The following is a 23,354-nucleotide window of genomic DNA, read 5'->3' on the forward strand; positions in this document are numbered from 1 at the left end:
TGCGCCCGCGGCGGTGGGGTCACACGTTAGGATGGTGCCCATGCAATCTTGGCCTGTCCCGCACATCGATTCCGTCCCTGGCGCCCCGTCGCCGCTTCACCTCTATGATTCCGCTGATGAAGAGGTAAAGAAGCTCAACATCAAGGGGGAGACCGCCACGATGTATGTCTGTGGCATTACCCCTTATGATTCCACTCACCTGGGCCATGCAGCGACCTATCTGACGTTTGATCTGATTTACCGCCAATTGCTGGATAACGGCTACACCGTGAATTACGCCCAGAACATCACCGACGTGGATGATCCGCTCTTCGAGCGCGCTGAGCGCGACGGTGTGGATTGGCGCGAACTGGGCACCTCGCAGATCAATCTTTTCCGCTCGGACATGGAGCTGCTCTCCGTGTTTCCGCCTCAGCACTTCGTCGGAGCGATGGAGGCCATCGACGAGATTACGGTCATGGTGCAGGCGCTTCTCGACGCCGATGCAGCCTACGTTGTCGACGATCCTGAGTTCCCGGATATCTACGCTTCCATCGAGGCCACGAAGAACTTCGGCTACGAGTCGAATTATTCTCGCGAGCAGATGGAGACCTTCTTTGCCGAGCGCGGCGGTGACCCGGACCGTCCCGGCAAGCGGGATCCTTTGGATGCGCTCATTTGGCGCGCCCACCGCGAGGGCGAGCCCGCCTGGGAATCTCCGTTTGGCCCGGGGCGTCCGGGCTGGCACATCGAGTGTTCCGCCATCGCGACCAACCGGCTCGGGTCCAGCTTTGATATCCAGGGCGGCGGATCGGATCTGAAGTTCCCGCACCACGAATTCTCCGCGGCCCATGCGGAAGCGGCGTTGGGTGTAGAGCGCATGGCCCAGTCCTATGTGCATACCGGCATGATCGGCTTGGACGGCACCAAGATGTCGAAGTCATTGGGCAACCTGGTGTTCGTCCACAAGCTCGTCGAGGCGGGCGTCGACCCTTCGGCCATCCGTCTCGGTGTCTTCGCCGGCCACTATCGAGCCGACCGTGACTGGTCCGATGCGGTCTTGAACACCGCGCAGGAGCGGCTGGAGCGCTGGCGCGCGGCTTCCCGCACGGCAGGCAACGTGGAGGAAGTCAAGGAGGTCGTGCACCACGTACGTCGTGCCTTGGCCGACGACCTCGATACGCCACGTGCCCTTGAGGTCATCGATCAATGGGCAGATAAGGCACTGCAGGCTGGTGCTTCGGATGAGGAGGCGTCCGGCTTGCTGCGCACTGCACTTAATTCTCTGCTGGGCGTGCGCCTCTAGACAACTTCAGGCATGATTTAGCTCATGACGATTCGCGCCGAATTCCAGCCCACCGTAGATGAGTTCATGTCCAACCTCGAGTCCTTTGCCACCGGGGATTACCTCAAGGAAGAGGAAAAGGAGTTCTGGGAGGCACCGTTCGATGCAACGGTGCTCCCGGATCTTCGCAACATCCTCGAGTCCTTCCTCGATGATCTGGATAAGCTGCCTGATGATCCGGAAGGTGGGCTGTTGAGTGCAGCGGTGCGCCCCTCCGTGGAGAAACTCGCCGCCTTCAACCGAAAGAATGCTGACGCAGTGCTGGAGCCGGAGGAAAAGGAGGAGCTCACGGAGCTTATCCACTCTGCCTCGGCGGCCACTGGCGCGGATGACGATGCCTTGGCACAGCTACCGGAACTGGATTTTTAATTGACTGATAGTGAGCAGGCTGCAGGTGCTACCCGTCCCGCAGCGATCTTCTGGGATATGGATGGCACCCTTACTAATTCCGAGCCCCTTTGGGAGCAAGCCACCTTCCACCTCTCCGAAACGCTGGGACGCCGGCTAACGCCGACGGAGCGGTTAGCCACGGTAGGCGCCACGTTCGAGGACACCTTGGCCATCTGCGCCGATAAGGCGGGCGTCGTGCTTCAGCCGGGAGATACCGAAAAGTACCGCCGGCTCATGTTCGACTATGTCAAGTCCCTTTTCGCCGAACACCTCGAGATTTTCCCGGGTATTCCGGAGCTGCTTGGTGAGCTCAAGGAGTTGGGTGTGCCCATGATGGTGACCACGAATACCGAACGTTACGTGGCGGACTCCGCGATTGCGGCTTTAGGCCGACACTACTTCGTGGACACGATTTGCGGTGACGAAGTCCCGCGGGGCAAACCCGCTCCGGACATGTATGCCGAAGCTGCCCGCCGGGTAGGCGCCTTACCGCAGGATTGCCTGGTCTTTGAAGATTCTGCAGCCGGCATGCGCGCGGCTGTCGACGCCGGCTGCACCGTTATCGCTTTGCCCGAGGGCGACCACGTTGCGGTACCGGAGGAGGCGACCGTCATCACCGAGTTGCGCGGAACCCAGCACCGCCATCTCGACGGCGCTTCAGCTTCCGACGTGCACGACTGGTACAACCACCTACGCGCACTCTAGCCGCCGCGGATTCGCTGCGGGGCGGTGGAGCGGTTGACTCCTTCCGTCGGGATTTCGGCTAGGGAGGAAGCATTTTATGCAGCAGTGTGGAAGAATAAGCCATTGTGAAGAATTTTGAGAGCCTGTTTGAGGAATTGTCCCAGAAAATCGCCGAGCGCCCTGAAGGCTCCGGCACCGTGGAAGCTTTTGACAAAGGGATCCACCACCTGGGCAAGAAAATCATCGAAGAGGCTGGCGAAGTGTGGATTGCCGCAGAATATCAGTCCGATGACGAGCTCGCCGAGGAGATGTCGCAGCTGCTGTACTGGCTCCAAGTCATGGCCCACAAGCGTGGCCTGAAGCTCGAGGATATTTACACCTACCTCTAATCGGCCGCCCAGTACGAGGGCTTCCAGCAGTTTCAATAACCAGCGCAATCACCGTAGAAAGCACCGCACACTCATGATCAAAATCGCCGTCCCTAACAAAGGCTCTCTGTCTGAGGCCGCTCTGGAGATCTTCAAGGAAGCAGGATATAAGGGCCGTGGTCACAATAAATCGTTGAACGTAGTGGATGAGGACAACGGCGTTGAATTCTTTTTCCTGCGTCCGAAAGATATCGCCATTTATGTCGCGCAGGGTGTCCTAGATCTCGGGATTACTGGCCGCGACTTGGCTCTCGATTCGCGCGCGAAATTCAACGAAGTCTTGGATCTCGGTTTTGGCGCCTCGACGTTCCGCTATGCAGCACCAGCGGGGGAGCAGTGGGATGTTCCGAAGCTGCAGGGCAAGCGCATCGCCACTTCGTACCCTAACGTTGTGCGCAATCACCTCAGCGCGAATGGAATTGAGGCTGACGTCATTCGCCTCGACGGAGCGGTAGAGATTTCGATTCACCTCGGTGTCGCAGACGTGATCGCAGATGTTGTCTCAACGGGAACTACCCTGCGTCAGCAAGGGCTTAAGCCCTTTGGCGAGCCTATCGTTTCTTCCGAGGCCGTCGTGATCAAGCGCGAGGGCGAAGACGTCACGGCCGAAGAGAACGTTGTGCTCAGCCGCATTCGCGGAATCCTCAACGCCCGCCACTATGTCATGCTCGATTACAACGTGGCGGAAGAGAAGCTCCCGGACGTCGAAGCTGTGACCCCCGGCTTGACTGGTCCCACCATCTCACCACTGGCACGCGAAGGGTGGGTGGCTGTGCGCGTCATGGTGCCCCGCAAGCAGGCTAATCAGGTGATGGACGCGCTGGAAGGGCTCGGCGCCGAGGCAATCTTGGCCTCGGATCTGCGAATTGCCCGCTTTTAGGGGGAGAATCCAAGCATTTTATTCGCGCTCCTAGCTACGATGGGGGCTGACCATCATCGTTCTTCGATTTTTATGCAAGGAGTCAGCCCCGATGGCAAAGACAACTAAGAAGGATGCTCAGCCGGAGGCCAAGGAGACCAAGGACGTGAAGTCCCAGGTCGAGGAAAAAGCCACCAACAAGGCTCCGAAGTCCCCGTCCAGCAAAAAGACGCGTACTGAGACTGATCTTCTCGGCTCCATGGAGGTTCCGAGCGATGCGTACTACGGCGTTCATACGCTGCGCGCTATCGAGAACTTCCAGATTTCCTACGTGACCATCAACACCATCCCGGATTTCATCCGCGGTATGGTGCAGGTCAAGAAGGCAACCGCGATGGCTAACCGCCGTCTGCACGTCCTTCCTAAGAAGAAGGCAGAGGCAATCATCTGGGCTTGTGACCAGATCCTCGAAGAGGGCCGCTGCATGGACCAGTTCCCGCTGGATGTCTTCCAGGGTGGCGCTGGCACCTCGCTCAACATGAACACCAACGAGGTTGTGGCCAACTTGGCGCTCGAGCACCTCGGTGAGGAAAAGGGTGCCTACGACATCATCAACCCGAACGATGATGTCAACATGTCCCAGTCGACCAACGACGCATACCCCACCGGCTTCCGCTTGGGCATCTACTACGCCATGGAAGACCTCATCGAGCGCATCGATACCCTGCAGGCAGCATTCCACGCCAAGGGCAATGAGTTCGTTGACATCCTAAAGATGGGCCGCACCCAGCTGCAGGATGCCGTTCCGATGACCCTTGGCGATGAATTCAAGGCCTTCGCGCACAACCTTGCGGAAGAGCAGGCCATCCTGCGTGACGCCCAGAAGCGTCTGCTGGAGATCAACCTCGGCGCAACCGCTATCGGTACCGGCGTGAATACCCCGGCCGGCTACCGCCACCAGGTCACCGCCGCGCTGTCCGAGGTCACTGGTCTGGAGATTAAGACCGCCCGCGATCTCATTGAGGCAACCTCTGACTGTGGCGCTTACGTACTGCTGCACTCCACCATCAAGCGTGCAGCAATGAAGCTGGCCAAGATCTGTAACGACCTGCGCCTGCTGTCCTCTGGTCCGCGTGCTGGCCTGGCAGAAATTAATCTGCCGCCGCGTCAGGCTGGTTCCTCCATCATGCCGGGTAAGGTCAACCCGGTTATCCCGGAGGTTGTTAACCAGGTCTGCTTCAAGATCTTTGGTAATGACCACGTCGTTACCATGGCCGCTGAGGCAGGCCAGCTGCAGCTCAACGTTATGGAGCCGGTCATCGGTGAGGCACTGTTCCAGTCCATCCGCATCATGGGCAACGCCGTCGACACCCTGCGTGAGAAGTGCGTCGTGGGCATCACTGCCAACGCTGACGTCTGCCGTGCTTATGTGGAGAACTCCATCGGTATCGTCACCTACCTGAACCCGTTCATCGGCCACCACAACGGTGACCTCATTGCCAAGGAGTCCCTGAAGACCGGCAAGGGAGTCAAGGAACTGGTTCTGGAGAAGGGCCTGCTCGACGAGGAAACTCTCAACAAGGTTCTGTCCGTGGAAAACCTCATGCACCCGGAGTTCCGCGGCCAGCTGTACATCGACGAATAAATCGTCGCCCAGCACTAGCGAGAGCGAATCGCTCATGCTGTACAACACACGCCCGCGCTGCCTCAATGATGGCGGCGCGGGCGTGTGCCCGTTTTCAACCACACCAGGTATCACGCCCTCTCTCGAGACCGAGCCGTCGGTGCGCACTTTTGTGGAAACGGACACAATCGGGCCTGAATACTCGCTAAAGCCACACCAATAGGGAAGAATAAAACTGTCAGTTCTCGCGCCATGGTCGTGTTCTGACCGCCGCGCGAATTACCACCCATACTGCAGTTCAACTGCACATATTGGAGTTACACAATGGTTGTAGTGCACATCCTCATCGTCCTTGCGGCGATTTATCTCGGTGCCCGAATCGGTTCAATCGGCATTGGTATGGCCGGCGGCTTGGGCGTTCTACTTTTGGGCCTCACCGGCGTCCCCGTCACCCGCGAAGATATCCCCTTCGATGTCATCGGCATCATCATGACCGTTATCGCGGCCATCGCTGCCATGCAGCGCGCCGGTGGCATGGACTATCTCGTCTACCTGGCAGAGAAGTTCCTTCGTAAAAACCCGAAGAAGATCACGTTCTACGCCCCGGTGGTCACGTGGCTGATGACCGTTCTGGCAGGCACTGGACACACCGCTTTTTCCACGCTCCCGGTTATCGTCGAGGTAGCCAAGGAAGGCAAGGTCCGCCCCTCACGCCCGTTGTCCATCGCGGTTGTTGCCTCGCAGATGGCCATCTGCGCCTCACCCATCTCTGCGGCCGTAGTCTTGCTGGCCTCCCTGTTGGAGCCCATGGGCGTGGGCTATTTGCAGATCCTCGCCGTGCTCATTCCTGCGACGTTCCTCTCCATTTTCCCTGCCGCCTGGATTGCCAACCGAGCAGGCGCTGAGCTCGAAGATGATCCCGTTTACCAAGAACGTAAGGCCCAAGGCTTGGTGAAGATGCCACAGGGTTCCCACAGCTACAGCCCGATGCAGGGCGCCAAGACCTCCGTGATCATCTTCCTGGTTGCCATCGTCATCGTTATGCTGTGGGCCACCCTGACCTCCTCCCAGGTAGGACTCATCGAAGAGCCGACTCTGCCCCGTAACGAAGCCATCATGACGGTGATGCTTACCGCTGCAACCCTCATCGTCATGATCACCAAGATCTCCGCTGGCGATGTTCTCAACACCCCAGTGTTCAAGTCTGGCATGTCTGCCTGTATCTGTGTGCTTGGTGTGGCCTGGTTGGGCACCACGCTGATTAACCACTACATGGAGGACATCCAGGCTATCTCCGGGTCCATCATCGAGTCCGCCCCATGGTTGCTGGCCATCGTGCTCTTCTTTGCTGCGGCGCTGTTGTACTCCCAGGCAGCCACCACCAAGGCTCTCATGCCTGCGGCCCTGGCCCTTGGCGTCAACCCGCTGACCGCTGTCGCTGCCTTCCCCGCGGTATCCGCTCTGTTCATTCTGCCGACGTACCCGACCCTGTTGGCGGCCGTTGAAATGGATGACACTGGCTCGACCCGCATCGGAAAGGCTGTCTTCAACCACCCGTTCATCATTCCTGGCACTGTGAGCATCGCCTTGTCGGTCCTCCTGTGCTACGCCATCGGCGCAGTCGTTCTCTAGCATTATCAAAAAATTATTTGATTTTGCTCAAGACACTTCTTTAGCGCGCTAAGCTGGTGGGCATGACTACGCAACCTTCTGATGTTGAGATCGCTCAAGCCCACCAGCTCGAACCCATCACTGATATTGCTGCCCGCGCCGGTATCCCGGCGCCCGCTCTTATCCCTTATGGGCAGAATAAAGCCAAGGTAGATATCACCCAAGTTGGGGATACCCCCGCCAACGGCAAGCTCGTCCTCGTTACTGGTGTCTCACCGACTCCAGCAGGTGAGGGCAAATCCACTGTCCTTATCGGTTTGACCGATGCCCTCACCCAGCTGGGGAAGAAGGCTATCGTGGCACTGCGCGAGCCCTCCCAGGGCCCCGTCATGGGCATTAAGGGAGGTGCCGCGGGAGGCGGCTACTCCCAGGTTGTTCCCATGGAGGACATCAACCTCCACTTCACGGGTGACTTCCACGCCATCTCTGCGGCGACCAATACCTTGGCCGCCATCATCGATAACCACATCCACCAAGGCAACGCTCTCAACATCGATCCGCGTCGCATCACCTGGCAGCGCTGTATCGACGTCAACGACCGCGCGCTGCGCAATGTCGTCACCGGTCTTGGCGGCCCGGCCCACGGTGTACCGGGGGAGACCGGTTTCACCATTACCGCGGCATCCGAAATCATGGCCATCCTGGGACTCGCCACTGACTTGGCAGACCTGAAGAGGCGCCTTGGCGACATTACCGTGGGCTACACCTATGACCAGAAGCCGGTCACTGCCCGCGAGTTGGGGGCAGAAGGCGCGCTGACGGCACTGATGCGCGATGCACTCAACCCCAACTTGGTGCAAACTCTCGGCGGAACCCCGGCCTTCGTCCACGGCGGACCATTTGCCAACATCGCTCACGGCTGCAACACGCTCCTCGCTACCCAGACCGCGATGCGCTTCGGCGATATAGTTCTTACGGAGGCAGGGTTCGGCGCGGATCTCGGCGGTGAAAAGTTCCTCGACGTCAAGTCCCGCTTCGGTGACCTCGATGTCGCCGGCGCCGTCGTCGTGGCGACAATCCGTTCCCAGAAGTACAACGGTGGCCAGCCACGTGAGGAACTGACTACGGAAAACCTGGAAGCGTTGAAGAAGGGTGTGGTCAACCTGGAGCGCCACGTGGAGAACCTCCGCAAGTTTGGTCTGACCCCAGTGGTGGCCCTCAACCTCTTTGGCAGCGATACCGATGCCGAGCGCGAGTTCATGCGCCAGTGGGCGGCAGACTTTAACGTCGCGCTCGAGGAAGCAGAGGTGTGGGCCAAGGGAGGCTCCGGCGCCACCGCGCTAGCTGAGCGCCTTTTGGACAGCCTCTCCGAAGGCTCCTCTCACCAGCTTTACGATCCCGCCGATGGTATCGAGGCATCCATCGAGACCATCGCCACGGAAATTTACCGCGCAGAACGCGTCGAGTATTCTTCCAAGGCCCTCAAGGATCTCAAGTACATCAAGGACAACGGCTGGGAGAAGTTCCCCGTCGTTATCTCTAAGACCCAGTACTCCTTCTCCGATGATCCCAGCCAGCTCGGCGCTCCGGAAGGCCACGTCCTCCACGTCCGCGAACTTCAGCCGCGCACCGGCGCTGGTTTCATCGTTGCCCTAACCGGTGACGTCATGACCATGCCGGGCCTGCCAAAGAAGCCCGCGGCGAACAACATCGACGTTGCCGCTGACGGATCGATCTCCGGCTTGTTCTAAGCCGCCGTGCGGTCTACGCGGTCTGGTCGGGCCACCCGGGATACTCGGGTGGCGTTCCACCAAAAGCCGGGCAGAGGTCTTGGAACGAGCACCAACCGCACAGCTTTGAAGTCTTCGGCCTAAAGTCTCCGGCCTTGCCATCGCCTTCGATTCTGGCCCAGAGCTCGCCTAGGTCGCGCTCGAAATACTCCAGTTCCTCCGGTCCCGGCGTGAGGAACATAGAGTCCAGAACCTTGAGGTACATCAGCCGCAGCTGCGTAGGGATGGTGCCGAGTAGCCGCCAGTACACCAGCGCGTAGAAATTCATTTGGAACTGCGCGTCCTGGGAATAACGGGGGAGCGGCTTCTTTCCGGTCTTATAGTCGACCACACGCACCTCGCCGGTGGGGGCGACGTCGACGCGGTCGATAAACCCGCGCACCGGCACGCCGTTGGGCAGCACGGTGTCGACGTACATTTCGCACTCGTGGGCGTCGAAACCTTGCGGGTTTTCCATCTGGAAGTAGCCCTTGATGAGCTCACGTGCTTCGACGAAGAAGTCGAGTTCTTCCTGTTCTGGGACTAATTCGCGTAGCTCGGGATCGGATTCAATCATCACTGCCCATTCGGGCTTAATCATCTTCACCGCCACCGGGTACTCCCGCTCCTCGCGGGGTAGCTGGTGCATCTTTTCCAGGACGGCGTGGACCAGCGTTCCCTTGACCTGTGCCTTCGTCTTGGGCTCGGGGAGCTTGTCGATGGCCCGGAAGCGATAGAGCAGCGGGCACTGCTTGTAATCGGAGGCGCGGGAAGGGGAGAGGGCTAGTCGTTTCGGCATAATGTTTCTCAGCCTAGCGCATAGGCACACACAGTCCTTCCGGCATCACCCGGCAGTCCGTGGCAAGCTGGAAGCATGAGCACTACGCAAGATTTTCTCGATTTCATCGCCGCCAGCCCGTCCTCCTACCACGCGGCTGAGGAGGTAGCGCGCAGACTCGTTGAGGCGGGTTTTAGCCGTCAGGATGAGTCCGCCGAGTGGTCAGCCGAACCGGGCGGCCACGTCATGGTCCGGGGTGGTGCGGTCATGGCATGGTTTGTCCCCGAAGGTGCCAGTCCGGATTCGGGTTTCCGGATTATCGGCTCCCATACTGATTCGCCCGGTCTTGCTCTCAAACCCACCCCAGATTTCGACTCCGCCGGTTGGCAGCAGGTGGCCGTGGAAGTCTATGGCGGTGTGCTTCTCCACAGCTGGTTCGACCGTGAGCTCACCGTGGGCGGCCAGGTCATAACGAAGGATGGTAGCCGCCACTTGGTCAACACCGGGCCTTTGCTGCGCTTGCCTTCGCTGGCTATCCACCTCTACCGCAAGGATAAGTTCAAGCCGGATCGCCAGCGCCACATGCAGCCGGTGCTCTCCGTGGGCACTCCGGAAACGTCGGTGATGGGGGTCGTCGGCAAGCAGCTAGGCGTCGCCCCGGAAGATATCGCTTCCTTCAACCTCATTACCGCCGATGCCCAGCACGGTGAGGTCTTTGGCGCCGGCGAAAAGCTCATCGCTGCTGGACGCATGGACAATCTCTCTTCCGTTCACGCCTCCCTGCGTGCCCTCCTCGCCGCCGCCCGCAATGCCGACTCAATTGAGCACAAGGACATCCTCGTCATGGCGGCCTTCGACCACGAAGAGGTCGGTTCTTCCTCGCGCTATGGCGCGGGCGGCCCGATTCTGGGGGATATCCTTACCCGTACGGCACGGGCGCTCGGGGCCGATGAGGAGCAGCGCTTCCAGATGTTCGCGCGCTCCAGCTGTGTGTCTGCGGATGCCGCTCACTCCGTGCACCCCAACTACGCGGAGAAGCACGATCCCACGCACCACCCGATCATCGGCCAAGGCCCAGTCACCAAGATCAACGGCAACCAGCGCTACGCTTCCGACGCCAACACTGTGGCCCTGTGGGAATCTGCCTGCCGCCGCGCTGAGGTGCCCTACCAGCGCTTCGTAGGCAATAACGACGTGCCCTGTGGCTCCACCATCGGCCCGATTTCCGCCACCCGCTTGGGCATTCCCACCGTCGACGTGGGAGTGCCGATGCTCTCGATGCACTCGGCCCGCGAGCTGGTGGGCGAGCGCGACCAACTATGGCTTGGTAACGCCCTTGAGGCATACTTGGTGGGTTAATCCTTGCCACCCCGAACTATGTGAAAGGTTCCCACGCCATGGCTTATTCTGGCCCCTTCCGCTACGGCGACCGCGTGCAGCTCACCGATGCCAAGCGGCGTCACTACACCATCGTCCTCGAGGAGGGAGGCCAGTTCCATTCGCACAAGGGCATCATCAACCACGATGATGTCGTCGGCATGGATGAAGGCTCCGTCATCGATTCGACTCTGGGCAGCTCCTTCCTCTTGTTCCGCCACCTCATGGTGGACCATGTCCTGTCGATGCCACGGGGTGCCGCGGTGATCTATCCCAAAGACTCCGCGCAGATTCTGGTCGAAGGCGATATTTTCATGGGCGCACGAGTGCTCGAGGCTGGCGCCGGTTCCGGTGCTCTCTCGATGACGTTGTTGCGCGCCGTGGGGCCGGAGGGCCACGTTTTCTCCTATGAGGTCCGCGATGATCATTTGGAATACGCCGTGGACAACGTCACCGAATACTTCGGTAAGCAGCCCGAATGGTGGAGCCCGCGTCTGGGGGACTTGGCCGATGTCACCGTCGAGGATCTGGGTGGCCCGGTGGACCGCGTCATCCTGGACATGCTCGAGCCCTGGGAGCACCTCGAGAAGGTGCGCGATATCCTCATTCCAGGCGGCGTTTTCATGACCTACGTGGCTACCGTTCCGCAGCTGATGAAGGTGATGGAGGGCATCCGCGAGCTCAAGTGCTTTACGGAGCCGCGTGCCTGGGAGTCCCTGGTGCGCGAATGGAAGGTGGACGGCTTGGCCACCCGCCCTGAGCATCGCATGAACGCGCACACGGCGTTTCTGATCTGGACGCGCCGGCTTGCCGACGGTGTCACTCCACCCCGCCCGCAGCGCCGCGCCCGAAAATAAGCCCCGAGATTAAACGTGGCGCACTGCGCGCTAGGGTGGACTCTATGAACGATGCCACTCATTCCCAGGAACTTGGCCAGCAGCGTCGCCAGATAGAGCAGCTCGCTGAACGCAATGCCAAGCTTGCTGCCCTGTTGAAGGATGCGCGCACGAAGCTTCAGCAGATGCTCGCGGAGGTTGACGCCCTTGCGGAGCCTGCCTCCACATACGGTGTCTTTCTGGGCTATTCCGGGCGCGCGCATGATTCACGCCGTGACGCCGAGGTTTATACCAATGGCCGAGCCATGCGGGTCAAGATTTCGCCAAACCTGGAGCCCGGCTCCCTGAAAGTAGGGCAGCAGGTGCGCTTGGGCGAGGGCTTCGTCGTCGTGGAGGCCTGCGCCCCGGTAAATACGGGCGCGCTGGCGACGCTCCAAGAACGTCTCGGCACCGACCGCGCCGTGGTCATCAATTCCTCTGGTGAAGAGCAGGTTGTTCTCCTTGCTGCAGCGTTGCGGGATACCGTGCGCGCCGGCGATACCCTCTTGGTCGAGCCCAAATCTGGTGTTGCCACCGAGCGCGTGCACAAGACTGAGGTAGCGCAGCTCACGCTGGAGGAGGTTCCTGACGTCTCCTACGAAGACATCGGCGGTTTGGACGAGCAGATCTCCCTCATCCGTGACTCCGTCGAGCTGCCTTTCCTGCACCCGGAACTCTACCGCCAGTACGATCTCCAGCCGCCCAAGGGCGTGCTGCTCTACGGCCCGCCAGGCTGCGGAAAGACGCTCATCGCCAAGGCGGTAGCGCATTCGCTGTCCGCGTCGCTGGGAGCTAGTGCCCCCAGCTACTTCCTCAATGTGAAGGGCCCAGAACTGCTCAATAAATTCGTAGGCGAGACTGAGCGCCGCATCCGCCTCATCTTCGAACGCGCCCGCGAGCTTGCTTCCGAGCCCACCGAGGATGGCAGCCAGCGCCCGGTCATCATCTTTTTCGATGAGATGGAATCCATCTTCCGCACGCGTGGCTCCGGTGTGTCCTCCGATATGGAGACCACCGTCGTCCCGCAGCTGCTGACGGAGCTGGACGGTGTGGAGAAGCTCAGCAACGTCATCGTCATCGGCGCCACCAACCGCGAGGAACTCATCGACCCCGCCATCATGCGCCCGGGGCGCCTCGATATCAAGATTCGCGTCAACCGCCCGACCAAGCAGGGCGCGCGGGAAATCTTTGCGCGCCACTTTCCGGAATCAGTCCCGCACGAGGGTGACCTTTCCCAGCTCATCGATACCGCGGTCGACGATCTCTACGCCGAGCGGCCGTTCGTCAAACTCCACTTCGCTAACGCGGATCCGCGCGTGCTGCATTACCGGGACTTCGTGTCCGGCGCGATGATTGCCAACATCGTTTCCCGTGCCAAGAAGCTAGCGATTAAGGAAGCGTTGGACCCAACCACAAACCGCGAAGGGGCACAGCCCGCAGGTATCACCGCCGCGCACCTGCACCAGGCCATCGCCGCTGAGCAGGCTGAATCGGAATACGTCCCCACCTCCGCCAACCCGGAAGAGTGGGCGAAGATCGTCGCCGGTACCTCTGCTGGCGCATATGTCACACAGGTCGAATTGATGGGAGTGTAGCCATGAGCCGTGTTCTAGGAACCGAAACTGAATATGGAATCTCCACGCCGTCCAACCCGGCGTTATCACCGATTGTGACCTCCACCCATGCTGTTGTGGCTTATGCCGCCCTGCATACCGGTGCGCGCTCCCGCTGGGATTTTCGGGAGGAGCACCCACTGCGCGATAGCCGCGGCTTCGATCTCAAGCGCTATCACACCGTGCCCGTGGTGGACCCGAATGCCTTGGGTGTGGCCAACGTGGTGACCGCCAATGGCGCGCGTTTCTACGTCGATCACGCCCACCCCGAGTACTCCTCACCGGAGTGCACGAATGCCTGGGATGCGATGCTTTACGACGCCGCCGGCGACCTCATCCTGCGCCGTGCAGGGGAGTCCGTAGCACCGTTGACCGCGCAGGGCACGTCGGTGTTGGCCACACACGATCCCTGCCCGCCGCTGAAGTTCTACAAGAACAACGTGGACGGCAAAGGTGCTTCCTATGGAAGCCACGAGAACTACCAGTACTCCAGGGATACTGACTTCGATGACATTGCCCAGGGGCTGATTCCCTTTTTCGTCGCTCGCCAGGTGGTCACTGGTGCCGGACGCGTGGGATTGGGTGCTGACGGTGAGGAGCCAGGCTTCCAGATCTCGCAACGCGCGGACTATATCGAGCAGGAGATCTCCCTGGAAACCACCCTCAACCGCGGCATCATCAACACCCGTGATGAACCACATGCGGTCGCCGAGGACTTCGGTCGCCTGCACGTCATCATCGGTGATGCCACGATGTCCCATACCTCGACGCTGCTCAAGCTGGGCATGACCTCGCTGGTACTCGATGCCATCGAGAGCGGCGTGGACTTTAGTGATCTGCGCCTAGCAGAGCCGGTGGAGGAGGTGCAGCGGGTGAGCCGGGATCTCACCTTGACGCACCAGCTGGCGCTTCGCGACGGTCGCCGCCTCACCGCCCTCGACATTCTCGCCGCATACCGGGAAAGGGTCACCGCCACCACTGTGGCGGATGAAAAGGTGCTCGCCGCCTGGGACGAGGTTGTCGAGCTCCTGGCGGACAATCCGCTCAAGGCCGCCCACCTGCTGGATTGGGTAGCCAAGTATCGCTTGTTTAAGGGCTACCTCGACCGCGGCGTGGCTGCCGATGACCCGAAACTGGCGCTCATCGATCTGCAGTACACCGATATCGATCCGGCCAAGTCCCTTTACCATGCGCTCGTGCGCAAGGGGCAGATGCGCACCCTGGTCAGTGAGGAAGAGATCGCAGCAGCAGCAGAGACGCCGCCCGCAGATACCCGCGCCTACCTGCGCGGACATGCCACCCGGAAGTTCGGGGAGGATGTCGTGGCGGCCTCCTGGCAGTCGCTAACCTTCCGCATCGGTGAGGCCGAGGGAGCCAACTCTGGTACTGCCTGCGTGGCGCTCGACGACACCACAAGACTCGGGCAAGACGAGGTGGGCGCTCTACTGGAATCTGCGGGCAGTGCCGCCGACTTCGTTGATAGTTTGCGCCAGCTCGGGGTGCGAATCGAGTACCCTACACTGTATTAGCGCAGCATTTTCCACTCGCGAAAGGAGCTCTTAAGAATGAGCGGACAGCAATCTCAGATCAACGCCGGTGGCGGCAACGGTCAAGGAGGCGACACTCCGGAGTTCGACGCCGGACAAGTCAGCATCAACAGCGCGGGTACCGATGACCTCCTCGATGAGATTGACGGCCTTTTGGAGTCCAATGCCGAGGAGTTCGTGCGCTCCTACGTCCAAAAGGGCGGCGAATAAAGGTGGAGCAGCCCTCCGATAACGCCCCCGTTTATGCACGGCGGATTATGGGCATCGAAACCGAGTACGGCATTACTGCGAGCACAAGCGATGGACAGCGGGTGATGTCCCCGGATGAGATCGCCCGCGTGCTTTTCCGGCCCATCGTGTCGAAGTACTCCTCCTCAAATATCTTTAGCCCTAACGCCTCCCGCCTCTACCTCGACGTCGGCTCCCACCCGGAGATCGCTACCGCTGAATGCGATAGCCTGAGCCAGCTCATCGCGTACGAGCGCGCCGGCGATGCCATGATCAACCGCATGGCCGTACAGGCGGAGGAAGCCTTGGTGGCGGAGGGGGCGAAACGCGCCGTCTACTTGTTCAAGAACAACGTAGATTCCGCGGGCAATTCCTACGGCTGCCACGAGAACTACCTCATCGGCCGCCACGTGGTACTCAAGGACCTCGGCAAAGCCCTGTTGCCGTTTATGATTACCCGCCAGCTCATTTGCGGTGCGGGGATGATTAAACCTGCCAAGGGGGAGGAACCTGCTCGGTTTGTTCTCTCGCAGCGCGCCGACCAGGTCTGAGGTGTGTCTCGACACTCGCCTCCCACTCTTATCGCGAACGCCGGTGATTCCAAGCGTTTCCGCCGCATGCACGTTATCGTTGGCGACTCCAACATGGCCGAACCCACGATGGCCCTCAAAGTTGGCTCCACGCTGCTCATGCTGGAGATGCTGGAAGCCGGTTTTGAGGTGCCGGCATTCTCGGTACTCGAGCCAATTAAACACATTAGGGCCATCGCGCTCGACCCCACCGGCCGCACCGAGCTTCCGCTTGAGGGAGGCGGCAGCACCACCGCGCTCGCCGTACAGCAGGAGCTCTGTACCGCTGCCGAGCGCTGGCTGGATCACCGCGAGGACGCAGGCACTCCGACGGTTGAGTTAGCCCGTGTCGTGGACTTGTGGAAGCGCACCCTCCAGGCCATCGATACTCAGGATTTCTCCGGCGTTGACCGCGAGATCGATTGGGTCATCAAGCGCAGCCTGCTGAACCGCTACCGCGAGCGCCTGGGCGGGGATTGGTCGCACCCCAAGCTGGCACAGATTGACCTGACCTTCCATGACATCCGTCCAGGTCGCGGCCTCTACAGCGTATTGGAGCAGCGCGGCATGGTGAAACGCTGGATCGACGACGCTGCAATCGATGCTGCCGTCGACACCGCCCCGCAGACCACCCGTGCCAAGCTGCGCGGGGAGTTTCTCGCTGTTGCCCGCGAGCTCGATGCCGCGGTAACGGTGGATTGGACGCGGATGAAGGTCAACCGGCCTGAACCGATGACCGAGGAGTTCTCCGACCCGTTTGTGTCCGAGGACCCGCGCCTAGATGGGTTGTTAGACTACATGCGTTCGCACCCAGGCTCATAGAGCCGTAGAGCTGATCAAGGAACCTGCCACTATGCCTTCAGCAGATCGCACTGCAGCCCGGACGCCGGTCAGAGACCGCGCTATCGAAAGGCTCACCAACCTCACCTTTGCGCTGCATGGCGCCGCGCACCAAGGCGGGGTTCCTGACCGCAGCGCAGCGTGGATCCGCAGCCACGTCGAGGGCTACCAGTCTCGCAGCGACGAGGCTTTTCAGAAACAACTTTCCCGCGACATTGTGACCCTGCAGCGCGCTGGTGTTCCGGTAGTGCACAGCAGTGGGGCAGAAGGTTCGCTGTACCGGCTCGATCCCGAAAACTACCAGCTACCTCCCGTCGATTTCACGCCGGAGGAGGCCATGGTTCTCGGCGTAGCCGGCGGCATCGGCACTCCGGGAGGCTTAAGCGATTTCAGTCTCTCCGCGTGGACCAAGATCGCAGCCTCAGGCGCCTCCCGCGACTTGAGCGGAGCGCCGGTGTACACCGCAGTCAACGACATGACCAGGTTGAGCCCAGAGCTCGTCACTGGAGTCATCACCGCAGTGCGTGCTGGGCTGCGCATTTCCTTCGATTACTACGCCACGCCCTCTGCCGAGGCGGTTCGCCGCCATATGGATCCCTGGGGGCTGGTCAACCACCGGGATCGTGTTTATCTCGTCGGTTGGGATGTGGACCGCGAGGCTCCCCGAACTTTTCGCGCTACCCGCGTGGACAACGTCAGGCGCTCGCGTGCCACAGCAACGCATCTCGAGCCCACTGCACCACTGCAGGATCTCGTTGTAGAGGCGCTGGAGCGGGGCGAAACGGTAAATACTGTCCTCGAGGTTCCCGAGGGTCAGGCCGCCGAGCTTGTCGACGCCGGACGCAGGCGCGAAGATGGGCTCCTAGAGCTCACCAACGTACACCGCGATTGGTTGGTGCGTACCGCTGCTGGTTATGCACCAGATGTCGTGGTGATTGAACCAGCAGAGGTTCGTGCCGACATCATCACACTCTTAAGTGTCGGTGATGCCCCATCATCAGCGTCTGGCGAGGAGGCCCGCCATGGTTGATCAACCCCGCAAGCTGCAGTCCCTTGTTCGCTCCCTCAACCTCATCCCTTACCTGCGTAACCACCCGGGGCTGACCCCGATGGAGGCTGCCGAGGATTTAGGGATGACCCCTGCTGAGCTTAAGGATGCTATCGACCGTCTCTTCTGCTCCGGTGTGGGCCGCAATACCGAGGACCTTATCGACTTAAGCTTTAGCTACCGCGATGGCATCGAGATCTACAACGACCAGGGCCTGACCCAGGCATTGCGACTGACCCCAACTGAGGCCGGCGCGTTGCTGCTAACGCTCGAGTCTCTTGAGGCAATGCCGGGGCTTGTCGACGTCTCCGCGGTCCACTCTGCCGCCGCGAAGCTGCGCGAGATCATGGATGAAAAGACAGCCGCCATCTATGATTCCCTGGCCACGACCGATCCCGAGGAGTCCGAGGTGCAAGCGGCGTTGGCGGGGGCCGTCGACAAGCGCCGGCAAGTGCGTTTAACCTACTGGAGTATGTCCTCCAACCGCACCAGCGAGCGCACCGTGCACCCGGCCCGCATCTTTATCGTGGACGGCGAACCCTATTTGGTGGCCTGGGACGAGTCGGTGGGGGAGCACCGAACGTTCCGCCTCGACCGCATGAGTGATGTTGAGGTGCTTGACGCAACCGCCACCCCACATGTGCGCGAACTGGATTTCAACCCAGATTCACCCTTTGGTCTAGATCACACTCTTGTTGCGGAGCTGGAGATTCACCAAGAATTCACCTGGCTAGCGGAACACTACGACATCACCCTTGGCGAGACCCTAGAAAATGGCCTCATAGCTGCAACGATGCCGGTCGGCTCGGAGGCGTGGTTTAGCCGTTTCGCGCTCGGCCAAGCTGATCGCATGCGGGTTGTGGGGCCGCAGAAGCTCGTTGACGCCATTTCGGAGCATAGAAAACGAGCACTGGAGCGTTATACTCAACTGCCAGACTAAGAGCTCTCCCGCGTGCACGTCGCTCAGCGTCGCGCTGTGTGAACAAGCACGCTTCATCGACCAAGAAAGAAGGGGCACCCTCAATGACCGTGGGACCTTTGGAAATCGGCCTTGTTGTTCTCGTGATCGTGCTGCTATTCGGCGCTAAGAAGCTGCCGGAGCTGGCTCGCTCCATGGGCCGGTCTATGCGCATCTTCAAGTCCGAAGTCAAGGAGATGAAAGAGGAGAACAACACCTCTGAGCAGCAGGGCCAGATCGCGGGCTCCAAGCAGTCCGACGAGGACTTTTGGAACAGCCCGGAGATGCAGCCGCGCACTTCCAAGCCGGCTGACGGAAACCAGAACTAATAATCTTTCCCGGCAGGCAGACCACACTCCGCGTCCCTCGGCGTGCTGAGGCCTCGCCTGCCGTCGTGGGCTTTTCTGTGGAGGTCTTGCTTTGAGTACCGCGAGTACACCGTCGAATCCTGCTTCTAACGCGCCGAAGCAAAAATGGAGCTCAAAGCTACGCCGCAAGCCCAAGAACCCAACGGGGGAGATGACCTTAGTTCAGCACCTCCAGGAGCTGCGCCGACGCATCGTCATTTCCCTTCTCGCCCTCGTTGTGGGTGCCATCATCGGATTCATCTGGTACCAACACGCCCCGTTTGGCATGTCACCGCTAGGTGAGATTTTGCGCGGTCCCTATTGCTCACTCCCTGAAGAGAGCCGTGTTTCCTTCTCCGCGGACGGCGAATGCCGTCTGCTCGCAACCAGCCCCTTCGAAATGCTGATGCTCCGACTCAAGGTTGGCGCGTTAGCCGGCACCGTATTGTCCTCACCGGTCTGGCTCTACCAGATATGGGCCTTCATCGTGCCCGGCCTGCACAAGAACGAACGCCGCTTTACCTTTTTGTTTGTCTCGACTGCGGTCCTGCTCTTCGTGCTCGGCGCGGTTCTCGCCTACGTCATCCTTTCTGTGGGTTTGGAGTTCCTCATGGGAATGGGCTCGGAGTACCAGACCGCAGCACTGACAGGTGAACGTTACTTCTACTTCCTGCTGGCGTTGCTCCTCATCTTTGGCGTCAGCTTTGAGATCCCACTACTCGTGGTTTGCCTCAACCTGATCGGTGTCTTGGAATATGACCACGTCAAAGATAAGCGCCGCATCATCATTGTCGTCATCATGATTTTCGCCGCGGTTGTTACACCGGGCCAAGAACCCTTCTCAATGTTGGTTTTGGCCGGTGCTCTCGTGATTCTTGTGGAGATAGCTTTCCAGTTCTGCCGCATCAACGACAAGCGCCAAAAGCGCCAACGTCCAGACTGGATGGACGTGGACGATGAAACTGCCTCGTCGCTGGATGAAGGTCCGGGTGCCATTGGCGCACCAACTCCGGTGTCTGCATCCACGAGCGTTTCTGCGTCTTCACGGCCAGTATCTTCCAGGCCGGTGGCCTCGGCTTCGTCTGCTGACGCTCGGGTACCGCAGCCTCAGCAGACGAATACTCAGCCCCCGCAGAGCGGCTTTTTCGACGACGTTCTGTAAGCTGGTCAGCCTTCTTAGGGGACTTGTTCAAACTATCCCGCTTGGCGCCGGGGACCGGCGCGCTAGCAGGCCGCCCTTGACAGGTACCCTGGAGACTTATGACACTGACGCATCTGGACGAGTTCACCCAAGCGCTTCCGTACTCACTGGATGAATTCCAGATCCAAGGATGCCAAGCCGTCGAAGCTGGCCACGGTGTTCTGGTCTGTGCGCCCACCGGCGCGGGTAAAACCGTGGTGGGTGAGTTCGCCGTGTCCTTGGCGCTGCGCCAAGGGACCCGCTGTTTCTACACCACACCCATCAAGGCGCTGAGTAACCAGAAGTACCACGACCTAGTTGACGCGCATGGTGAGGATGCGGTCGGGCTGCTGACCGGTGATGTCTCCATTAACTCCTCCGCGGACATCCTCGTGATGACCACTGAGGTTTTGCGCAACATGATTTACGCGGGCTCAGGTGCATTGGATCGCTTGACCCATGTGGTCATGGATGAGATCCACTTTCTTGCGGATGCTTCGCGCGGCGCAGTGTGGGAAGAGGTCATCCTCAACCTGGAGGAGCACGTCTCCATCATTGGTTTGTCCGCAACGGTATCCAACTCCGAGGAGTTCGGCCGGTGGCTGACCACCGTGCGTGGTGACACCAAGGTCATTGTCACCGACAAGCGCCCAGTACCGCTGGACCAGTGGATGATGGTCGGCCGCAAAATCTATCCGCTTTTTGAACCCGACTCAGGCGGCCAGGTAAACACTGAGCTCGCACGGCGTATCCAACGTCTGGAGGCCGGCGATACCGATAATGGCCGCGCAGACTATGCCCAGAACCGTGCGAGCTTCCGCGCCCGCGCCCGTCACAAAGGCGGCGGGCGCGGCGACCGGCACAGTGATCGGCGCAGCGGCGCGCCTCGTGCGCAGGACCGTTACCGTCCGCTTGGCCGCCCGGAGGTTCTCAAAGAGCTGCAATCAATGGAGATGCTGCCGGCAATTACCTTCATCTTCTCCCGCGCGGGCTGCGACGGTGCTCTGTATCAGTGCTTGCGTTCCCGCATGGTGCTGACCTCCCAGGAGGAGGCTGTTGCGATCAAGGCCATCGTCGATAAGGGCGTGGAAGGCATTCCGGAAGAAGACCTCAAGGTCCTTGATTTCAAACGTTGGCGCGAAGCACTCTCGCGTGGCTTCGCCGCTCACCACGCAGGAATGCTGCCGGCCTTTAGGCACATCGTAGAGGAACTGTTCGTCAAGGGCCTCGTGCGGGCAGTCTTCGCCACCGAAACGTTGGCCCTAGGAATCAACATGCCGGCGCGCACCGTGGTGCTGGAAAAGCTGGTGAAATTTAACGGCGAGGCACACGTGGACCTGACACCGGGCCAGTACACACAGCTCACCGGCCGCGCCGGTAGGCGAGGCATCGATACCTTGGGCAATGCCGTCGTTCAGTGGGCACCCGCTATGGATCCCACCGCGGTGGCGGGGCTTGCGTCAACTCGTACCTATCCGCTCATTTCCACTTTCGAGCCCGGCTACAACATGGCTATCAACCTGCTAGGCATGCTTGGCTTTGATGACTCGCTCCGATTGCTGGAGAAGTCTTTCGCCCAGTTCCAGGCGGATGGATCCGTTGTGGAGGAAACCCGAGAGATTGAGCGCGCTGAGCACCGCGTCCGCGAACTACGCGCACAGTTGGAGCAGGCCGTAGATAACTTGGCTCCGCCTGCCGCCGATGGCGCAGACCCCGCTGAGATTCTCATGGACTATATGCGGCTGCGCCGAGCGCTGACCGACGAGGAGAAGTCAGCGCGGGCATCCAAGAAGGAGGAGAGGAACAAGGAAGTTGCCGCAGTACTGGCTCGCTTGCAGGTGGGTGAGGTCATCGCCATCGCAACAAAGAAGCGGCCAACGTTGGCTGTCGTTATTACTCCGGCCAACCAGACTGCTGATCCACGCCCCTGGGTAACCACTGAAACGGGATGGTCTGGACGCATCGATTCCGCCGGTATCGATAATCCGCCGATCGTCGTTGGGCACATGAAGCTCCCGCGCGCAGCGCAGAAGAACCCGCGCCGCCATACCCGATTTGTCCAGGAGTCCTTCAAGCGCGACTACTACAAGCGTCCGAAGAAGATGCGCACTGAGCCGCGGAATCGCCCCAACAAGAAGATCGCGCAGTTGCGCGATGCCCTCCGCGAACATCCGGTGCACCATTGGCCCGCGACCGACCGCGAGCAGCTGGCCGGGGTGGCGCAGAAGCTGGCGCGCCGCGAACGCGAGCTAGCCAGGCTTGAGGATAAGGTCGAGCGCGCCACGGATACTCTTGGCCGCACCTTCGAGCGCATCGTGGATCTTCTGGCGGAGATGGACTACGTGGAGTTTGATGGTTACGGCGAAAACCGCGAGCCGGTCATCACGGATGAGGGCGAGCGTCTGGCTAAAATCCACTCCGAATCGGACCTACTGGTGGCGCAATGCCTCAAGCGCGGTATCTGGAACGACCTCGACCCGGCGGAGCTGGCCGGTGTGGCCTCCCTCTGTGTCTTTGAAAACCGCAAGACCACTCGCGGGGAACCCGGTGCGGCTACCGACGCAATGGCTAACGCCATGGACGCTACATGGCGCATTTATAGCGAGCTCGTCGCCGATGAGAAACGCCATAACCTGCCGCAAACGAGGGAGCCGGAGCCGTCGTTCGCGCTAGCTATCCACCAGTGGACGGCGGGCGCGCCGCTGGCCTATTGCATGGGCGCGGCTAACGAGTCTGGTGCAGAGCTAACCCCCGGTGACTTTGTCCGCTGGTGCCGCCAGGTCATTGACCTGCTTCAGCAGGTGGCAAAGACGGGCTACGAGGACGAAATTCGTCGCAATGCCCGGCGCGCCATCGACGCGATCCAGCGCGGCGTCGTCGCCATCGGCGCCTAGGCTTAGCGCCTAGTCTTCGGAGCCACCGCGAAGCAGCGCCGTGGCTGCCGCCGCGAGTACTTGGCGGTGGGGCGAAACGAGCGCCACGGTGGCGAGCTTGAGGTTGCGCCCCAACGGGTTAAGGATGAGGGCTTGCGTACCGATAACAGCGTCATCGACTAAAGCTGGACCGCCCGAGTCACCTTTGACTGCCGGAATCGTGTTGAAGACAAAACCGGCGGGGGAGACGGTGGTGAGGAAGTCAATGGACCAGGTGCGGAAGAAGGGAAGGAGAAAAAGCCCACTGCGCTGTTGGGCACGGCGAGCTTTCCCGCCATATCCCCAGGTGGTTACTGGAGCGCGGAATGGCGGGGTGCTTTCTGCCAGCCCAGGAAGGTCCCCGGGCGGGGGGCGGCGGGGGGCGAAACACCG

Annotated in this window: 20 protein-coding genes and 1 pseudogene; 19 read left to right on the forward strand and 2 right to left on the reverse strand. The window is 60.5% G+C overall.

What is annotated here, in order from left to right:
- Nucleotides 1-40: 40 nt before the first annotated feature.
- The 8 genes from mshC to HWX44_RS01865 all read left to right on the forward strand — a co-directional run bounded on the left by mshC (nt 41) and on the right by HWX44_RS01865 (nt 8,671).
- On the forward strand, nt 41-1,285 hold the full coding sequence (gene mshC, locus HWX44_RS01830) for a cysteine--1-D-myo-inosityl 2-amino-2-deoxy-alpha-D-glucopyranoside ligase (protein ID WP_175972948.1): 1,245 nt from the start codon (nt 41-43) through the stop codon (nt 1,283-1,285).
- A gap of 24 nt (nt 1,286-1,309) precedes the next feature.
- Nucleotides 1,310-1,693, forward strand: a complete 384-nt coding sequence (locus tag HWX44_RS01835; RefSeq protein ID WP_175972949.1) for a hypothetical protein — start codon at nt 1,310-1,312, stop codon at nt 1,691-1,693.
- Nucleotides 1,694-2,419: an HAD family hydrolase gene (locus HWX44_RS01840; RefSeq protein WP_254868078.1), complete on the forward strand. Its 726-nt coding sequence runs from the start codon at nt 1,694-1,696 to the stop codon at nt 2,417-2,419. It begins immediately after the preceding gene.
- Between the two features lie 104 nt (nt 2,420-2,523).
- Complete coding sequence (locus HWX44_RS01845; protein WP_175972951.1) at nt 2,524-2,787, forward strand: phosphoribosyl-ATP diphosphatase; 264 nt, start codon at nt 2,524-2,526, stop codon at nt 2,785-2,787.
- A gap of 73 nt (nt 2,788-2,860) precedes the next feature.
- Complete coding sequence (gene hisG / locus HWX44_RS01850; protein WP_070511844.1) at nt 2,861-3,706, forward strand: ATP phosphoribosyltransferase; 846 nt, start codon at nt 2,861-2,863, stop codon at nt 3,704-3,706.
- A 91-nt stretch (nt 3,707-3,797) separates the two neighbouring features.
- Nucleotides 3,798-5,330: an aspartate ammonia-lyase gene (aspA, locus tag HWX44_RS01855; RefSeq protein ID WP_070511847.1), complete on the forward strand. Its 1,533-nt coding sequence runs from the start codon at nt 3,798-3,800 to the stop codon at nt 5,328-5,330.
- Between the two features lie 303 nt (nt 5,331-5,633).
- Nucleotides 5,634-6,941, forward strand: a complete 1,308-nt coding sequence (locus tag HWX44_RS01860; RefSeq protein ID WP_175972953.1) for an anaerobic C4-dicarboxylate transporter — start codon at nt 5,634-5,636, stop codon at nt 6,939-6,941.
- Nucleotides 6,942-7,003: 62 nt separating this feature from the next.
- On the forward strand, nt 7,004-8,671 hold the full coding sequence (locus HWX44_RS01865; protein WP_175972954.1) for a formate--tetrahydrofolate ligase: 1,668 nt from the start codon (nt 7,004-7,006) through the stop codon (nt 8,669-8,671).
- Nucleotides 8,672-8,684: 13 nt separating this feature from the next.
- Here the strand turns inward: HWX44_RS01865 and HWX44_RS01870 are convergent, their stop codons facing one another.
- Nucleotides 8,685-9,488 (reverse strand): RecB family exonuclease, encoded by an 804-nt coding sequence (locus HWX44_RS01870; RefSeq protein ID WP_046649148.1) that lies wholly within the window; start codon nt 9,486-9,488, stop codon nt 8,685-8,687.
- A 75-nt stretch (nt 9,489-9,563) separates the two neighbouring features.
- On the opposite strand from HWX44_RS01870, the gene HWX44_RS01875 reads away from it, so the two are divergent.
- From HWX44_RS01875 to HWX44_RS01925, 11 genes and pseudogenes are all read left to right on the forward strand, one after another.
- Nucleotides 9,564-10,826, forward strand: coding sequence for a M18 family aminopeptidase (locus HWX44_RS01875; RefSeq protein WP_175972955.1), 1,263 nt, complete (start codon nt 9,564-9,566; stop codon nt 10,824-10,826).
- Between the two features lie 38 nt (nt 10,827-10,864).
- The gene (locus HWX44_RS01880) at nt 10,865-11,701 is read left to right on the forward strand and encodes a tRNA (adenine-N1)-methyltransferase (RefSeq protein WP_175972956.1); all 837 of its coding nucleotides are present in this window, start codon (nt 10,865-10,867) and stop codon (nt 11,699-11,701) included.
- Nucleotides 11,702-11,745: 44 nt separating this feature from the next.
- Entirely contained in the window at nt 11,746-13,314 is a 1,569-nt protein-coding gene (gene arc, locus HWX44_RS01885; RefSeq protein ID WP_175972957.1) for a proteasome ATPase, read from the forward strand.
- A gap of 2 nt (nt 13,315-13,316) precedes the next feature.
- Nucleotides 13,317-14,861: a depupylase/deamidase Dop gene (dop, locus tag HWX44_RS01890; RefSeq protein ID WP_175972958.1), complete on the forward strand. Its 1,545-nt coding sequence runs from the start codon at nt 13,317-13,319 to the stop codon at nt 14,859-14,861.
- A 36-nt stretch (nt 14,862-14,897) separates the two neighbouring features.
- Entirely contained in the window at nt 14,898-15,089 is a 192-nt protein-coding gene (locus HWX44_RS01895; RefSeq protein WP_010186632.1) for a ubiquitin-like protein Pup, read from the forward strand.
- 47 nt (nt 15,090-15,136) lie between these two features.
- Nucleotides 15,137-16,498: pseudogene (gene pafA, locus HWX44_RS01900) on the forward strand (Pup--protein ligase).
- Nucleotides 16,499-16,529: 31 nt separating this feature from the next.
- Nucleotides 16,530-17,546, forward strand: a complete 1,017-nt coding sequence (locus HWX44_RS01905) for a helix-turn-helix transcriptional regulator (RefSeq protein WP_175972959.1) — start codon at nt 16,530-16,532, stop codon at nt 17,544-17,546.
- On the forward strand, nt 17,539-18,504 hold the full coding sequence (locus tag HWX44_RS01910) for a helix-turn-helix transcriptional regulator (RefSeq protein ID WP_175972960.1): 966 nt from the start codon (nt 17,539-17,541) through the stop codon (nt 18,502-18,504). The genes HWX44_RS01905 and HWX44_RS01910 overlap by 8 nt, the downstream gene beginning before the upstream one ends.
- A gap of 83 nt (nt 18,505-18,587) precedes the next feature.
- Nucleotides 18,588-18,851 (forward strand): Sec-independent protein translocase subunit TatA, encoded by a 264-nt coding sequence (tatA, locus tag HWX44_RS01915; protein ID WP_046649155.1) that lies wholly within the window; start codon nt 18,588-18,590, stop codon nt 18,849-18,851.
- Between the two features lie 190 nt (nt 18,852-19,041).
- The gene (tatC, locus tag HWX44_RS01920; RefSeq protein ID WP_175972962.1) at nt 19,042-20,031 is read left to right on the forward strand and encodes a twin-arginine translocase subunit TatC; all 990 of its coding nucleotides are present in this window, start codon (nt 19,042-19,044) and stop codon (nt 20,029-20,031) included.
- A 98-nt stretch (nt 20,032-20,129) separates the two neighbouring features.
- The gene (locus tag HWX44_RS01925) at nt 20,130-22,943 is read left to right on the forward strand and encodes a DEAD/DEAH box helicase (RefSeq protein WP_175972964.1); all 2,814 of its coding nucleotides are present in this window, start codon (nt 20,130-20,132) and stop codon (nt 22,941-22,943) included.
- A 9-nt stretch (nt 22,944-22,952) separates the two neighbouring features.
- Here HWX44_RS01925 and HWX44_RS01930 read toward each other — a convergent pair.
- On the reverse strand, nt 22,953-23,354 hold a 402-nt coding region (locus tag HWX44_RS01930; RefSeq protein WP_175972966.1), incomplete at its 5' end, for a hypothetical protein.

The sequence above is a fragment of the Corynebacterium sp. Marseille-Q2823 genome, assembly GCF_903645345.1.
Classification (GTDB): Bacteria; Actinomycetota; Actinomycetes; order Mycobacteriales; family Mycobacteriaceae; genus Corynebacterium; species Corynebacterium hiratae.

What these genes read in the sequence shown, in the direction of transcription:
- HWX44_RS01910 (WP_175972960.1), top strand. Translation starts at nt 17,539, where the DNA reads ATGGTTGATCAACCCCGCAAGCTGCAGTCCCTTGTTCGCTCCCTCAAC.
- HWX44_RS01895 (WP_010186632.1), top strand. Translation starts at nt 14,898, where the DNA reads ATGAGCGGACAGCAATCTCAGATCAACGCCGGTGGCGGCAACGGTCAA.
- dop (WP_175972958.1), top strand. Translation starts at nt 13,317, where the DNA reads ATGAGCCGTGTTCTAGGAACCGAAACTGAATATGGAATCTCCACGCCG.
- HWX44_RS01835 (WP_175972949.1), top strand. Translation starts at nt 1,310, where the DNA reads ATGACGATTCGCGCCGAATTCCAGCCCACCGTAGATGAGTTCATGTCC.
- HWX44_RS01905 (WP_175972959.1), top strand. Translation starts at nt 16,530, where the DNA reads ATGCCTTCAGCAGATCGCACTGCAGCCCGGACGCCGGTCAGAGACCGC.
- HWX44_RS01865 (WP_175972954.1), top strand. Translation starts at nt 7,004, where the DNA reads ATGACTACGCAACCTTCTGATGTTGAGATCGCTCAAGCCCACCAGCTC.
- HWX44_RS01875 (WP_175972955.1), top strand. Translation starts at nt 9,564, where the DNA reads ATGAGCACTACGCAAGATTTTCTCGATTTCATCGCCGCCAGCCCGTCC.
- HWX44_RS01870 (WP_046649148.1), bottom strand. Translation starts at nt 9,488, where the DNA reads ATGCCGAAACGACTAGCCCTCTCCCCTTCCCGCGCCTCCGATTACAAG.
- hisG (WP_070511844.1), top strand. Translation starts at nt 2,861, where the DNA reads ATGATCAAAATCGCCGTCCCTAACAAAGGCTCTCTGTCTGAGGCCGCT.
- tatC (WP_175972962.1), top strand. Translation starts at nt 19,042, where the DNA reads ATGACCTTAGTTCAGCACCTCCAGGAGCTGCGCCGACGCATCGTCATT.
- HWX44_RS01860 (WP_175972953.1), top strand. Translation starts at nt 5,634, where the DNA reads ATGGTTGTAGTGCACATCCTCATCGTCCTTGCGGCGATTTATCTCGGT.
- mshC (WP_175972948.1), top strand. Translation starts at nt 41, where the DNA reads ATGCAATCTTGGCCTGTCCCGCACATCGATTCCGTCCCTGGCGCCCCG.
- arc (WP_175972957.1), top strand. Translation starts at nt 11,746, where the DNA reads ATGAACGATGCCACTCATTCCCAGGAACTTGGCCAGCAGCGTCGCCAG.
- HWX44_RS01880 (WP_175972956.1), top strand. Translation starts at nt 10,865, where the DNA reads ATGGCTTATTCTGGCCCCTTCCGCTACGGCGACCGCGTGCAGCTCACC.
- HWX44_RS01925 (WP_175972964.1), top strand. Translation starts at nt 20,130, where the DNA reads ATGACACTGACGCATCTGGACGAGTTCACCCAAGCGCTTCCGTACTCA.
- tatA (WP_046649155.1), top strand. Translation starts at nt 18,588, where the DNA reads ATGACCGTGGGACCTTTGGAAATCGGCCTTGTTGTTCTCGTGATCGTG.
- aspA (WP_070511847.1), top strand. Translation starts at nt 3,798, where the DNA reads ATGGCAAAGACAACTAAGAAGGATGCTCAGCCGGAGGCCAAGGAGACC.